The 14,233-nt window shown below is 68.8% G+C and carries 14 protein-coding genes; 13 read left to right on the forward strand and 1 reads right to left on the reverse strand.

All coding sequences use genetic code 11. The features are described from left to right. The first annotated feature begins 32 nt into the window (after nucleotides 1-32). The 9 genes from map (at nucleotide 33) to truA (ending at nucleotide 6,854) form a co-directional block, all read left to right on the forward strand. The gene (gene map / locus AC2XR2_RS26955; protein WP_356455845.1) at nucleotides 33-869 is read left to right on the forward strand and encodes a type I methionyl aminopeptidase; all 837 of its coding nucleotides are present in this window, start codon (nucleotides 33-35) and stop codon (nucleotides 867-869) included. Nucleotides 870-1,077: 208 nt separating this feature from the next. Next, nucleotides 1,078-1,299: a translation initiation factor IF-1 gene (gene infA, locus AC2XR2_RS26960; RefSeq protein ID WP_003948620.1), complete on the forward strand. Its 222-nt coding sequence runs from the start codon at nucleotides 1,078-1,080 to the stop codon at nucleotides 1,297-1,299. A gap of 29 nt (nucleotides 1,300-1,328) precedes the next feature. Beyond that, the gene (gene rpmJ / locus AC2XR2_RS26965) at nucleotides 1,329-1,442 is read left to right on the forward strand and encodes a 50S ribosomal protein L36 (RefSeq protein WP_003998809.1); all 114 of its coding nucleotides are present in this window, start codon (nucleotides 1,329-1,331) and stop codon (nucleotides 1,440-1,442) included. Nucleotides 1,443-1,635: 193 nt separating this feature from the next. Then, complete coding sequence (gene rpsM / locus AC2XR2_RS26970; protein ID WP_330265008.1) at nucleotides 1,636-2,016, forward strand: 30S ribosomal protein S13; 381 nt, start codon at nucleotides 1,636-1,638, stop codon at nucleotides 2,014-2,016. Between the two features lie 70 nt (nucleotides 2,017-2,086). Continuing rightward, nucleotides 2,087-2,491, forward strand: coding sequence for a 30S ribosomal protein S11 (rpsK, locus tag AC2XR2_RS26975; protein WP_003956432.1), 405 nt, complete (start codon nucleotides 2,087-2,089; stop codon nucleotides 2,489-2,491). A gap of 146 nt (nucleotides 2,492-2,637) precedes the next feature. Continuing rightward, nucleotides 2,638-3,660, forward strand: coding sequence for a DNA-directed RNA polymerase subunit alpha (locus tag AC2XR2_RS26980; RefSeq protein ID WP_003966937.1), 1,023 nt, complete (start codon nucleotides 2,638-2,640; stop codon nucleotides 3,658-3,660). A 173-nt stretch (nucleotides 3,661-3,833) separates the two neighbouring features. Then, nucleotides 3,834-4,349 carry a 50S ribosomal protein L17 gene (rplQ, locus tag AC2XR2_RS26985; RefSeq protein ID WP_330265007.1) on the forward strand — a complete coding sequence of 172 codons (516 nt, stop codon included), beginning with the start codon at nucleotides 3,834-3,836 and terminating at the stop codon, nucleotides 4,347-4,349. Nucleotides 4,350-4,509: 160 nt separating this feature from the next. Then, nucleotides 4,510-5,931 (forward strand): hypothetical protein, encoded by a 1,422-nt coding sequence (locus AC2XR2_RS26990; protein ID WP_491516509.1) that lies wholly within the window; start codon nucleotides 4,510-4,512, stop codon nucleotides 5,929-5,931. A 65-nt stretch (nucleotides 5,932-5,996) separates the two neighbouring features. Continuing rightward, complete coding sequence (truA, locus tag AC2XR2_RS26995) at nucleotides 5,997-6,854, forward strand: tRNA pseudouridine(38-40) synthase TruA (RefSeq protein WP_491516510.1); 858 nt, start codon at nucleotides 5,997-5,999, stop codon at nucleotides 6,852-6,854. Between the two features lie 26 nt (nucleotides 6,855-6,880). Here the strand turns inward: truA and AC2XR2_RS27000 are convergent, their stop codons facing one another. Continuing rightward, complete coding sequence (locus AC2XR2_RS27000; protein WP_491516511.1) at nucleotides 6,881-8,089, reverse strand: right-handed parallel beta-helix repeat-containing protein; 1,209 nt, start codon at nucleotides 8,087-8,089, stop codon at nucleotides 6,881-6,883. Nucleotides 8,090-8,476: 387 nt separating this feature from the next. Here AC2XR2_RS27000 and AC2XR2_RS27005 point away from each other — a divergent pair, with 387 nt between their 5' ends. The 4 genes from AC2XR2_RS27005 to AC2XR2_RS27020 are packed head-to-tail and all read left to right on the forward strand — an operon-like array spanning nucleotide 8,477 to nucleotide 14,221. Next, nucleotides 8,477-10,009 (forward strand): glycosyltransferase family 2 protein, encoded by a 1,533-nt coding sequence (locus tag AC2XR2_RS27005; protein ID WP_491518507.1) that lies wholly within the window; start codon nucleotides 8,477-8,479, stop codon nucleotides 10,007-10,009. Then, nucleotides 10,006-11,013 carry a glycoside hydrolase family 26 protein gene (locus AC2XR2_RS27010; protein WP_491516512.1) on the forward strand — a complete coding sequence of 336 codons (1,008 nt, stop codon included), beginning with the start codon at nucleotides 10,006-10,008 and terminating at the stop codon, nucleotides 11,011-11,013. The genes AC2XR2_RS27005 and AC2XR2_RS27010 overlap by 4 nt, the downstream gene beginning before the upstream one ends. Then, nucleotides 11,010-12,686, forward strand: coding sequence for a hypothetical protein (locus AC2XR2_RS27015; RefSeq protein WP_491516513.1), 1,677 nt, complete (start codon nucleotides 11,010-11,012; stop codon nucleotides 12,684-12,686). The genes AC2XR2_RS27010 and AC2XR2_RS27015 overlap by 4 nt, the downstream gene beginning before the upstream one ends. Continuing rightward, nucleotides 12,683-14,221 (forward strand): glycosyltransferase family 39 protein, encoded by a 1,539-nt coding sequence (locus AC2XR2_RS27020; protein ID WP_491516514.1) that lies wholly within the window; start codon nucleotides 12,683-12,685, stop codon nucleotides 14,219-14,221. The genes AC2XR2_RS27015 and AC2XR2_RS27020 overlap by 4 nt, the downstream gene beginning before the upstream one ends. Nucleotides 14,222-14,233: the final 12 nt, after the last annotated feature.

Consider the following 14,233-nt stretch of genomic DNA (forward strand, 5'->3'; position numbering starts at 1 on the left):
CGTTTTCCCGGTCCGAGAAAGGCCCCCGCAGCATGGTGCAGATCAAGAACCCCGAGCAGATCGCCAAGATGCGTGAGGCGGGGCTGGTCGTCGCCGCCATCCACGCGGCGACCCGCGAGGCCGCCGTGCCCGGGGCCACGACCAGGGATCTCGACCAGGTCGCGCGCAAGGTCCTCGCGGAGCACAACGCCAAGCCGAACTTCCTGGGGTACGGCGGCTTCCCGGCGACGATCTGCACGTCCGTGAACGAGGTCGTCGTCCACGGCATCCCGTCCGACGAGGTCGTCCTCAAGGACGGCGACATCATCTCCATCGACTGCGGCGCGATCATCGACGGCTGGCACGGGGACGCGGCATACACCGCCTTCGTCGGCTCGGGTCACGCCCCGGAGCTGATCGAGCTCTCCCGGGTGACCGAGGAGTCCATGTGGGCTGGCATCGCGGCGATGAAGCAGGGGAACCGGCTGGTCGACGTCTCCCGGGCCATCGAGACGTACATCCGGCGGCAGCCGAAGCCCGGCGGCGGACGGTACGGGATCATCGAGGACTACGGCGGCCACGGCATCGGCACCGAGATGCACATGGATCCGCACCTGCTGAACTACGTGGACCGGCGGCGAGGGAAGGGACCGAAGCTGGTGCCGGGGTTCTGCCTCGCGATCGAGCCGATGGTGTCCTTGGGGACCCCGAAGACGGAGGTCCTGTCGGACGACTGGACGGTCATCACGACGGACGGGACGTGGTCTTCGCACTGGGAGCACTCGGTTGCGTTGACGGAGGACGGGCCCCTTGTGCTCACGGCTCCCGACGGGGGTAAGGCGAAGCTTGCGGAGCATGGGGTTGTGGCGGCTCCGGATCCGTTGGCTTAGGTCTGGTGCCGGCTGCGGGCCGCGTGTGGCTGGTCGCGCAGTTCCCCGCGCCCCTTTGGGGCGCTTAATGATCTCTGGGTTGGGGCATGAATCCTCGATTCGTCTTTCTGGTAGTGCTGACGTAGACTGACTCGTCGACTCTCGTGTGCCCGCATGTCTTCATGCGTTGGCGGGAGTCGATCAAGGTAGTCGATTCGAAGGGCGAAGCGTGGCCAAGAAGCAAGGTGCCATCGAGATCGAGGGCACTGTCGTCGAGTCTCTTCCGAACGCCATGTTCAAGGTCGAGCTCCAGAACGGCCACCAGGTCCTGGCACACATCAGCGGCAAGATGCGGATGCACTACATCCGTATCCTCCCTGACGACCGGGTCGTGGTGGAGCTGTCTCCGTACGACCTGACCCGTGGCCGGATCGTCTACCGGTACAAGTAGATCCCTCTGACTCGGAGAACCTCAGTCCCATGAAGGTCAAGCCGAGCGTCAAGAAGATCTGCGACAAGTGCAGGGTGATCCGCCGTCACGGTCGGGTCATGGTCATCTGCGAGAACCCGCGCCACAAGCAGCGCCAGGGTTAATCGCAACAGGCCTCACCTTCTGCTTCCGCAGAGATTCGCGCGACGCGAGCTGAATATGTAAATACGCGGAACCCGGGCGGCCAGTGCACGCCTGACACCCTCGGTTCGGAGGCCGAGGACCCGATTCGTACCTGGTACGGCGGTCGGGAGCCGGTTCTGCGTCAGACCTCCGAAGATCAACTGGAGCCATTGAATGGCACGCGTTTCCGGTGTTGACATCCCGCGCGAAAAGCGCGTGGAGGTCGCCCTGACCTACGTGTTCGGCATCGGCCGGACTCTTTCGCAGAAGACGCTGGCGGAGACGGGCATCGACCCGAACACCCGTGTTCGTGACCTGAGCGAAGAGCAGCTCGTCGCGATCCGCGAGTACGTCGACAACAACATCAAGACCGAGGGTGACCTCCGTCGCGAGATCCAGGCCGACATCCGCCGCAAGGTCGAGATCGGCTGCTACCAGGGTCTGCGCCACCGCCGTGGTCTGCCCGTCCGTGGTCAGCGCACCAGCACGAACGCCCGCACCCGCAAGGGCCCGCGTCGCGCCATCGCCGGCAAGAAGAAGCCGGGCAAGAAGTAGTCCTCAGCGGACAACGCTTCATCAGCGGTCTTCGCTGTAGGACCGACCACCTCCCCGTAGGAGTTTGTAGATGCCCCCCAAGGGTCGTCAGGGCGCTGCCAAGAAGGTGCGCCGCAAGGAAAAGAAGAACGTCGCTCACGGCCACGCGCACATCAAGAGCACGTTCAACAACACGATCGTCTCCATCACGGACCCGTCCGGCAACGTGATCTCCTGGGCCTCCGCCGGCCACGTCGGCTTCAAGGGCTCCCGGAAGTCCACGCCGTTCGCCGCGCAGATGGCCGCCGAGTCGGCTGCCCGTCGCGCGCAGGAGCACGGCATGCGCAAGGTCGACGTGTTCGTGAAGGGCCCGGGTTCCGGTCGTGAGACCGCGATCCGCTCGCTCCAGGCCACGGGCCTCGAGGTCGGCTCCATCCAGGACGTCACCCCGACCCCGCACAACGGCTGCCGTCCGCCGAAGCGTCGTCGCGTCTGACGCGCAGGCTGCTTCGCGCAGGCTCGGTTCCGGGCGGTACGGCTCATAAGAGTCGTGCCGCCCGTACCCTTGACGTAACACCATCAGGCTCCGCCTGGTGACCTCAGGGCATCAAATAGTGGGTGCCCCTGAACTGAAGGATTCACATGCTGATCGCTCAGCGTCCCTCGTTGACCGAAGAGGTCGTCGACGAGTTCCGCTCCCGGTTCGTGATCGAGCCGCTGGAGCCGGGCTTCGGCTACACCCTCGGCAACTCCCTCCGCCGCACCCTCCTGTCGTCGATCCCCGGCGCTGCTGTCACCAGCATCCGCATCGACGGCGTCCTGCACGAGTTCACCACCGTGCCGGGCGTCAAGGAGGACGTCACCGACCTGATCCTCAACATCAAGCAGCTGGTCGTCTCCTCGGAGCACGACGAGCCGGTCGTGATGTACCTGCGCAAGCAGGGCCCGGGTCTGGTCACCGCCGCCGACATCGCGCCCCCCGCCGGTGTCGAGGTGCACAACCCCGACCTGGTCCTCGCCACGCTCAACGGCAAGGGCAAGCTGGAGATGGAGCTGACGGTCGAGCGTGGCCGCGGTTACGTCTCCGCCGTGCAGAACAAGCAGGTGGGCCAGGAGATCGGCCGTATCCCGGTCGACTCCATCTACAGCCCCGTGCTCAAGGTCACGTACAAGGTCGAGGCGACCCGTGTCGAGCAGCGCACCGACTTCGACAAGCTGATCGTCGACGTCGAGACCAAGCAGGCGATGCGTCCGCGTGACGCGATGGCCTCCGCCGGTAAGACGCTGGTCGAGCTGTTCGGTCTGGCCCGCGAGCTCAACATCGACGCCGAGGGCATCGACATGGGCCCGTCCCCGACGGACGCGGCGCTGGCTGCCGACCTCGCGCTCCCGATCGAGGAGCTCGAGCTGACGGTCCGCTCCTACAACTGCCTCAAGCGCGAGGGCATCCACTCCGTGGGTGAGCTCGTGGCTCGTTCCGAGGCCGACCTGCTCGACATCCGCAACTTCGGTGCGAAGTCGATCGACGAGGTCAAGGCGAAGCTGGCCGGCATGGGCCTGGCCCTGAAGGACAGCCCGCCCGGATTCGACCCGACCGCCGCCGCGGACGCCTTCGGTGCCGACGACGACGCGGACGCCGGGTTTGTCGAGACCGAGCAGTACTAAGAGCTCGGGCCGACAGGTCCGTACTCGGGTGCGGGTGCGCTGTGGCTTGTCGCGCAGTTCCCCGCGCCCCTTCCAGGCCCCTTCGGGGGCCTGGATCTCTGACAGGCGACCGTCTGCTCAGATACTGACTCCGGTACCTAGTACGGCCGGGGCAGACACCTAGGAGAAACACCATGCCGAAGCCCACCAAGGGTGCCCGTCTGGGCGGCAGTGCCGCGCACGAGAAGCTGCTCCTCGCGAACCTCGCGAAGAGCCTCTTCGAGCACGGCCGTATCACCACCACCGAGGCGAAGGCGCGCAAGCTGCGTCCGTACGCCGAGCGTCTGATCACCAAGGGCAAGAAGGGCGACCTTCACAACCGCCGTCAGGTGCTCCAGGTGATCACGGACAAGAGCGTCGTCCACACGCTCTTCACCGAGATCGGCCCGCGCTACGAGAACCGTCCGGGTGGCTACACCCGGATCACCAAGATCGGTAACCGTCGTGGCGACAACGCGCCCATGGCTGTCATCGAGCTGGTCGAGGCGCTGACGGTCGCGCAGGAGGCCACCGGCGAGGCCGAGGCCGCCACCAAGCGTGCCGCCAAGGACGCCGAGACCGCTCCGGTCGCCGAGGAGACCAAGGTCGACACGACCAAGGCCGACGAGGCCGACGCCGAGGCTCCGGCCGAGGAGTCGAAGGACGCGTAAGCGTTCTGCGCCCCCAGGGTGATCGCGGGCCCGTTCCTTTCGAGGAGCGGGCCCGTTCGCGTTGTGGCGCAAAGGCAGTGCAACCTCACAGCTGACTCACAGGTCATGCATACGGCGTCGCCGGTCCGGTGCGCCTGGTGTCCGAGTCACGGGGGGTTCCATGACCACTCTCGCCGCCGTGCGGCGTACCGTAACCGCTCTCGCGCTGGCCGCCCTGGCCGCCGGCGCGCTCGCCGGTCCTGCCCACGCCCAGGAGGAGCCGCTGCCGGTCTCCGTGACCGGGACCGACAGCGTGAACCTCTCGCTGCACCCCGAGCCCGGGGAGCCCGGTGAGCCGGGTGAGCCGCAGATCGAGCTCGGGCTCCGGGCGCCGGGCGAGCCGGTGCCGGACGAGAACGGGGTCGTCTATCCGATCCACCAGGGCGAGTACACGGTCACCGTGGACGCGAGCTCCCTGGCCGGGGTCGCCTCCGTGAACTTCTCCCGGCTCGGTGGCTGGCAGGGCTGCTCCGTCGACGGGCTGGTCGCCACCTGCCGCGGCTACGAGATCTACGCCGGCGCGGACTACAACGACCTGGGCGGCATCAGACTCGACGTCACCGACGAGAGCGCCGCGGGCGATGTCGGCACCATCGAGGTCACGGCCGTCGGCGAGGGCCTGGCCTTCACCGGGCACACCGTGGACGTGCTGGTCGGCGGCCCCGAGCTGCAGATGAAGCAGCTGGCCGAGCCCGAGGGCTTCACGGCAGGGGACACCTTCCAGACACCGCTGAGCTTCCGCAACGTCGGCGGGCTGGGCGGCAAGGGCGTGGTGCTGCGGGTCTCCGGCACCCGGGGCATCTCCCTGCCCAGCACCTTCGGCAACTGCTGGTACGACCCGCGTGACCCGGACGACCTGCGCGGGTGGTCCTCGGCCCTGTGCGTCTTCGACAGCGAGTTCGCCGGAGGGGCGACCTACGGGCTGAGCACGCCCTTCCCGGTCGGGACGGCCGGCTTCGCCCTCTACGACGTGCTCTCCTACTCCTTCAGCGCGGTGCCCGCCGACCAGGTGGCGGACCTGCTGGCCGAGGGCGACTACCGGGCGGGAACCGGCCCCGAGCTGGGGCTGGTGCGGCTGCCGGACGCCGATCCGGCCGGCTACACCCGGTACGCGGAGCTGGACTTCCCGACGAAGAACACCTTCGACCTCGATCTGAGCGGTGAGCGGCTGCGGGCCCGCAAGGGCCAGACGGTGTCCCTGGACGTCGGCTTCGCCAACCACGGTCCCGCGTGGCTGGCCATGATCCGCTCCGGCGGCGAGCCGATCTCGTTCTGGGTGGACCTTCCCCCGGGGACCACGGTCACCACGGCCCCCCAAAGCTGCCGGGCCGCCGACTGGGAGGGCGCCGAGGGCGACTACCTGTGCTCGGTCGGCACCCCGATCCTGGAGGACGCCTCGCGCACCTTCACCTTCGGGCTCCGCGTGGACCAGGTGATCAGGAACGCCACCGGCCGGGCGTTCTTCGCGTACACGATGCCGAATGAGGGCAATCCGGCGAACGACTCCGGCGAGATCGTGCTGAACCCGAGGGGTTGGCACTGACGGGTCCTGGTGAACGGGCCCGCCCTCGGGGCGGGCCCGTGTCGCGTTCCTGAGAGGATCCAGGGGTGAGCGACGAAGTACAGCCCGGTGACGTCCGTGTCCGCCTCGACCTGTCCTACGACGGAGCCGAGTTCTCCGGATGGGCCAAGCAGGCCGGGGGACGGCGGACCGTGCAGGGGGAGATCGAGGACGCGCTGCGGACCGTGACACGGTCCAAGGACGTGACGTACGAGCTGACCGTGGCCGGACGGACCGATGCCGGGGTGCACGCCCGGGGGCAGGTGGCCCACGTGGACCTGCCCGAGGCGTTGTGGCAGGAGCACCGGGAGAAGCTGCTGAAGCGGCTGGCGGGACGGTTGCCGAAGGACGTGCGGGTGTGGGCCCTGCGGGAGGCTCCGGCGGGGTTCAACGCACGGTTCTCCGCGATCTGGAGGCGGTACGCCTATCGCGTCACCGACAACCCCGGCGGCGTCGACCCGCTGCTGCGGGGGCACGTCCTGTGGCACGACTGGCCGCTCGACGTGGACGCCATGAACGAGGCGGCGGGCCGGCTGCTCGGCGAGCACGACTTCGCCGCGTACTGCAAGCGGCGGGAGGGCGCGACGACCATCCGCACGCTCCAGGAACTGAGCCTCGTGCGGGGCGACGACGGGATCATCACCGCCACCGTGCGGGCCGACGCCTTCTGCCACAACATGGTGCGCTCGCTGATCGGCGCGCTGCTGTTCGTGGGGGACGGGCACCGGGGCCCCGACTGGCCCGGCAAGGTGCTGGCCGCCGGTGTCAGGGACTCGGCCGTCCATGTCGTACGACCGCACGGGCTGACGCTTGAGGAGGTCGGGTACCCGGCGGACGAGCTGCTCGCGGCGCGGAACAAGGAGGCGCGGAACCGGCGGACGCTGCCGGGAGCGGGCTGCTGCTGACCGGCCGCTCCCGGCAGGACGTCTCGTCAGCCGGTGCCCACGAGGGTTCCCTTGACGAACTTCGTGTTGCCGGTGCCGTTCTGCCAGGGGGAGGTGACTCCTTGCAGGTGGCCCGAGTTGACCACGACGTAGGCGGAGTTGTCGGCCCGGACGCCGTACTGGGGGCTCGCCACGCCCGTTCCGTCGTCGTCCTTGCCCGTGAGGGCCACGAGTCCGTCGGCGATGACCTTGCACTGGGAGCTCGCGACGGCCAGTCCGGCGTAGCCGCCGCCACCGGTGCCGTTGTTCTTGCCGTCCCGGGTGAGCTGGGTGGCCGACAGCATGAGGACTCCGGTGGTGTCCGTCGCGTGGACGTACATGCCGTTCCAGCCGTTGCGGTCGGTGGAACACGCGACCATCCTGATCACTCCGGGTACGGACTCGATGTCGAACCCGTGCAGCTTCGACCACTCCGCCCGGCAGCTGGTGAAGGAGGAGTTGCCCGCGCCCGACATCCACCAGCCGCAGCCGCCGACGCCCAGGACGTACACGTCGTGGAAGACGGAGTCGGTGGAGTTGTTCAGCACGATGCCGTGGGAGCCGGTCCACAGCACGGAGACACGGTCGTAGTGCAGGCAGAACGGGGCCTGGGGGCCGCCGGTGGCGTTGAAGTTGTACCAGGTGTTGATACCGATGCCGGTGACGGAGCGGACGTGGACGTCCCTCAGCTGCAGGTGCTGGATCTGCCCGGTGGCGCGGATGCCGTCGATCTCCGCGCCCGAGCGGGGCAGGGCGGAGCCGTCGATGGTCAGGGAGAAGACGCGCTGCGCGTTGGCCGGTCGGGAGTAGCCCCCCAGCTGCTGGTCCAGGACCTCGACGACGGCGTTTCCGGTGAACGACGGCAGGGGGCGGATGCCGGCCACCGGGTTCTCGGCGTTCGGCTGGGCCTCACCGCCGGCGTGCGAGCCCTGGAGGGTGACGTACGGGCCTATCCGCAGGGGAGCGCTCGTGCGGTACACCCCCGCCGGGAGGACGGTGATGTTTCCGGGCCCGCAGGCGTCCAGTGCCGCCTGGATCGCCGCGGTGTCGTCGGTGGTGCCGTCTCCCTGGGCGCCGTGATCCTTGACGTTCACCCATCCCGCGTCGGCGGCCAGGGCGGTGGCGTCGCCGGTGGAGACCGCGGTGGCGGAGACGGCTATTCCGCTCACTGCGAGGGCCGATCTGAGGACGGAACGGCGTGAGTTCGAACTGGTCATTGTGCCCCCCTGGGCTGCTCGGTGATCGGCAGCCAGTATTCACGCCGTAAAAGTGTGACGAGGAGCGCACAACTAAGGCCATGTGCCCTGTACGTCCAGGTGGGAAACCTGCTCGTTACCCAGGCTTTCAACAAAAACAACGGAGATAAACGGACTTATCGGACGTAAGTCTCTGTCTTTCCCTTACGGCATTCACATCTCTCGGATAACCTTCCCCATCTAGCCCCTTTGTTCGAAAGGGGCTCTTTGGGGCGGGGAACACGCGGGCCGGAGGCCCGGAGGGTAGGAATGTCATCCATTGACTCTGCCCGCATGTCCGGAGAGGCCGGTGCCGGGGGGCGCCGGTCCGCCCGGCACGGAGGGAAGCGTGGCGCCGAACCGGCGCCCATGGGCCTGCTGCCCGCGCCTCCCTCGCATGCGGAGAAGTACTCGTATGTCAAACGGCGCCTGTGGGTGCTGACGCTCGCCTCGATCGTCAGCTTCGGGTGCCTGACCGTCAGCCAAGTGGCGCTGGCCAAGGCCAGCCCGCTGATGTGGATCTTCGCGCCGCCGCTGTTCTTCACGGTCGTCTACTACCTGGTGTCGCTGCGGGTGAACGGCTTCACGCGCGACTTCGACTTCGAGTACCACCAGCAGCTCGTCCGTGGCTGGCGACCCCAGGTCTATCCCACCGTCGACGTCTTCCTGCCGGTGTGCGGCGAGCCCATCGAGGTGCTGCACAACACCTGGACCCACGTCCGGCAGCTGGCCGACCGGTATCCCGGCCGATGCGTGCCCTTCGTCCTCGACGACGGCGCGAGCCCCGAGCTGGCCGCGATGGCCCGGGACTTCGGCTTCCGCTACGGCACCCGGGAGAACCGCGGCTGGTTCAAGAAGGCGGGCAACCTGCACTTCGGGTTCGGGCAGTCCGACGGCAAGTACGTCCTCATCCTCGACGCCGACTTCACGCCGCGCTCCGACCTCCTGGAGGAGCTGCTGCCGTACATGGAGGCCGACGAGCGCATCGGGATCGTGCAGTCCCCGCAGTACTTCCGCGTGCTGGACTCGCAGAACTGGATCGAGCGCGGGGCCGGCGCGGTGCAGGAGCTGTTCTACCGGTCCGTGCAGGTGTCCCGGCAGAACAGTGACGGCGCCATCTGCGTCGGCTCCTGCGCCATCTATCGCCGGGCCGCGCTGGAGACCAACGGCGGTACGACCCTCATCGAGCACTCCGAGGACGTGCACACCGGCTTCGACCTGCGCGGGCTCGGCTGGGACCTGAAGTACGTGCCGGTCGCGCTGTCCACGGGGGTGTGCCCGGACACCGCCGGGGCGTTCTTCAACCAGCAGTACCGCTGGTGCTCCGGCTCGATGTCGCTGCTCGGCAGCAAGAAGTTCTGGGACGCGCCGATCCGGTTCTCCAGCCGGCTCTGCTACATGTCCGGGTTCTTCTACTACATCCACACGGCGCTGTTCACCTTCTTCGCGCCCCTCGTGCCCATCATGCTGCTGGTCACCAGCCCCGAGATGCTCCAGGTCAAGCACCTGGTCTGGGTGCTGCCCAGCATCGCCTACACCACCCTCGTCTTCCCGATGTGGCACAAGGCGCCGTACCGGCTGGAGGCCTGGTCGGCACGGATGATGTACGGCTGGGCGCATGTCTTCGCCATCTGGGACATCCTGCGCAAGCAGCGCATGGGCTGGCAGCCCACCGGTTCCAAGGGCGCGAAGAAGAACAAGACCCGCCGGTTCTGGCTGGGGCTGTGGATCTGGAGCGGCGGTACCGCCGTGGTCTGGGTCGGTACCGCCGTGTACCGGCTGTTCACCGGCTACCCCCCGGACTTCGCCCTCGTCCTGTCCTCCGGGCTGTTCTACGCGCTGGTCGTCGCGCGGGCGCTCATCCAGCCCAAGGAACACCACTCGGCAGGTGATCCCGCATGATCCGCAAGACCGTCCTCCCGCTGTGCGTGGCGCTGATGTCCCTGGCGGGGGTCTCCGGCTGCGGTCTGCTCGGCGGTGACGACCCCGCCGCCCGGGCCGCGAAGGAGCCGGACGCCAGCTCCGCCTCGAAGGCTCCCGACGCGGAGCCGCCGTACGACGTGAAACCGCTGCTCCACCCCGACAAGGACTTCTTCGGAGTGGCCCTGAACGGCGCGCCCAGCTCGCTGAAGCCGGTGGACACCTTCGCGAAGACCGTCGGCAAGAAGCCCAACCTGGTCGGTTCGTACTCGTCGTGGGGCGACGGCTTCAACGCCGGGGGCGCCCAGAACGTGTTCGGCGACGGCGGCCTGATGTACGTGTCGTGGGAGCCGTTCAAGCCCGGCCTCGACAAGATCGCCGACGGTTCGCAGGACGCGTACATCAAGAAGTACGCGGACAGTGTGCGCAAGACGAACGTGCCCGTGGCGATCAGCTTCGGCCACGAGATGAACGGCGGGTGGTACCCGTGGGGCACCAAGGACACCACCCCCGAGACCTTCGTGAAGGCGTGGCGGCACATCCACGACGTCTTCCAGGAGGTCGGCGCCACCAACGTCATCTGGGTGTGGAGCCCGAACGTCGTCAACCCGGTCCCGTCCGTGAAGCTGAAGCCCTACTGGCCCGGTGACGCCTACGTCGACTGGGTCGGCATCGTCGGCTACTGGACGCAGACCGGAGCGCACACCTTCGCCACCCTGTACGGCCCGACGCGCAGCCAGATCGACGCGTTCACCGACAAGCCGGTGCTGATCAGCGAGACCTCCTCGGAGCCCGGGGAGCGGCGGCGCGCCGATGTGCGCGCGCTGCTCGCGGGGGTGAAGGAGGACAAGGACGTCATCGGCTTCCTCTGGTTCAACATCCCCAAGAGGGCCGACTGGCGCATCCAGAGCAGCCCCCTCGCGCTGGCCGAGTTCAAGCGCCTGATCGCGGACGACGACTTCGGATTCGAGGTGCCGCGTTCATGACGACGCAGCAACAGGACGGCGGCTGGTCGGAACCCGGCCCGCAGCAGGACTGGCAGCAGCACTACCCGCCGTACACCGAGCAGCAGCAGAACTACGACGAGCAGCAGTTCCACGGGCAGCAGCAGGCGTACGGCCAGCAGCAGACCTACGGCGCCCCGCAGGCCTACGGCCATCAGCAGCCGCACGTCCCGCAGCAGCCGACCGCGGCGGAGCAGCAGTACTACGCACGGCCCTACACCGGCGGCTCCGACGCCGAGTACTACGTGCCGCAGTACACCGTCGTCGAACCCGAGCCGGAACCCGAGCCCGAGTACGTGCTGCCCGAGGTCCCGGTCTCGGCCTGGTCGGTCGACAACAGCCGCTCGGCGTGGATCAGCCGCGGCGTGCTGATCCTGATCCTGCTGGTGCAGGCCGGACTGTCCTTCCGGCTCGACGGCAGCGCCTTCCCGCAGGAGGCGAAGTTCCTGCTGTCCGACGGCGAGCTGTCGGGCCTGGTCTCCCAGCTCGGCCTCGCCGGGGCGCGGGCGCTGAGCCTGGCCTGGGCGCTCGGGGCCACGGCACTGCTGTTCGGCGCCACCCGGCTGCTGTTCAACTCACGGGCCGGTCTCGCGGCCGCCGCCATGTACTCCGTGCTGGAGTCGACGGCCTTCACCGGCCGCTACGCCTCCCTGCACTCCCTGTCGCTGTTCCTGCTGGCCGCCACGCTGTGGCTGCTGGCCCGGACCCGTCAGTCCAGCCCAGCGGCCGTGCTGGTGGCGGCGCCCTTCGCGGCGCTCGCCCCGTTCGCGGCCTATTCGGCGGCCCTGTACCTGCCGACGCTGACCGTGCTCGCCGTGCTGACCGCCTACCGCTTCCGGGGCGCGGGCGCCTTCGTGCGCGGCGCGCTGTTCGCGGTGGCCACCGGCGCCCTGTGCTTCGTGGGCGTCCAGGTGGCGGGCTCGCCGAGCGGTTGGAACGTTCAAGGCACCGACAGCGCCCTCCACCTGCTCGAGGAGAGCGCCCAGTGGGGCGGGGTCGTCCTGCTCGTCGCGGTGATCGGTGCCATCGGGTTCGTCCGACGGGCCCGGATGGGGGAGATGCCGTGGGCCGAGGGCTCCGCCCCGGGTGCGGTCCGGCGCTCCCTGCTCGGCCTGACGATGTGCGCCACCGCCCTGCTCGCCCCCCTCTACCAGGCCTGGCTCGGCAACGGCAGCTCGCTGTACGTCCACGTCGGCTTCGGCCTGCTCTTCGCGGTGCCGATGGCCGGACTCGGCGTCTCGCGCATGATGGGCGCCCACTTCCGGTACCCGCAGATCGGCATCATGATCTACGTCGCCGCGCTGGTCATCGGGATGGCACAGACCCGTGAGCTGTACCGGCCGCCGGACTCGGCCGCCATGATCGGCGCCCTGCGCGAGGTCGTGGACGCCAAGGGCTCGTACCTGACGGACGACCCGGAGATCTCCGCCTACTACCTGCGGGCACACACCGAGCCCGGCCAGTGGCACCAGGCCGAACGCGGCGCGGCCCTGGCGACCGAGGTGAAGAAGGGCTCCTACGACGTGATCGCGCTGCGGTCCTCCTCCGTTCCCGAGGCGCTGCGCGGCAACGCGGACTACCGGCTGCTGGCCGTGCTGCGGCCTTCCGACAAGGACGGCGGACAGCAGCCGTACCGGATCTGGGTGAAGCGATGACGGCGTACACACCACCGCTCGACGAGACGGCCGCCCAGGAACCCGAAGCCACGTCCACCGAGAGCGGCGGGTCCGCCGACGCGGCCGGCCGGGGCTCGGCCTGGCTCGCCTTCGTGCTGCCCGCCCTGGTCGCCGCCGCCTGTGTGCTCCCGGGACTCGGCGGGCGCCAGCTGTGGCGCGACGAGCACGCCACCTGGTGGGCGTCCACGATCTCGTGGCACGACCTCGGGCGGCTGATCGGCAGCATCGACGTCGTCATCGCGCCCTTCTACGCGGTGATGCACCTGTGGATCGACGTCGCCGGCGACTCGGCGGCGATGCTGCGGCTGCCGGAGGCGCTCGCCATGGCGGTCTCGGCCGGTCTGGTCGGGCTCCTGGGGCGCCGGATGTTCGCGGTGCGCACCGGTGTGCTGGCCGGACTGCTGTTCGCGGTCGTGCCGATGATCACCCGGTACGGACAGGAGGCCCGGCCGTACGCCTTCGCGACGATGTTCGCGCTGCTGGCCACCCTGTGGCTGATCCGGGCGCTGGACAAGCCGAGTCTGCGCAACTGGACGCTGTACGGACTCGCCGTCGCCGCCACCGGGTTCAGCCACCTGGTGGCCATGGCGGTGCTCGCCGGACACGTGTGGCTCGTCTTCCTGGCCAAGAAGCAGGGCGACCGCATCGCTCACTGGGCCTTCGCGGGCGCGGCCATGCTGGGCCTGTCCATCACCTTCCCGATGGTGGCGCAGGGCACCGGGCAGAGCGGGCAGATCGCCTGGAACGTCACCACGACCAAGGACCTGACCCAGTTCCCCGACACCCTCTTCGGGTCGTGGATCACCGGCGGAGCGATCATGGCCGTCGGCGTGGTCGGCCTGCTGGTGGCCGGACGGTACTCGGTGCTGCTCGCCGCCTGGGCCGTGCTGCCGCCGGTGCTCACCTTCGTGACCGCCAACCAGCTGCACCTCTTCCTGCCCCGGTACCTGCTGTTCACCATCCCGGCCTGGACGCTCCTGGTGGCCGCCGCGCTCACCCGGCTCGTCGGCAGGCTCGAACCCGGGGCGCGCCGGGGGACCGGCCTCCAGGTGCTGAGCGGGCTGCTGGTCGCGGCCGTGGCGGCCGGGTACGCCTTCGTGGCGTGGCCGGCGATCGGCGACGCCAAGAAGGACCTGCCGATGGAACCGGACTTCCGGGGCGCGGCGAACGTCATCGCGGCGGGCGAGAAGTCCGGCGACGGGATGATCTTCAACGGCGGCATGTCGGAGCGCCGGGCCATCGCGTACGAACTGCGGGACCGCAAGGCCCCCAAGGACGTGCTCATGGAGTACACCCCGCAGCAGAACGGGTCCTACGGCGCCACCGAGTGCCGCAAGCCGGCCAGTTGCCTCAAGGGCACCGACCGGCTGTGGCTGGTCTCCACCGTCGCCGACGGGCGGCCGCCGCTGACCGGCATGAACGAGAAGACCGCGGCGGCGATCGAGAAGTCCTTCAAGGCCGGACGCACGGTGAAGCTGAACCACGTCGTGGTCCAGGTTCTCGAGCGCAAGTAGCGGCCGACACGG

Source organism: Streptomyces sp. LS-MS-L19, from assembly GCF_058382285.1.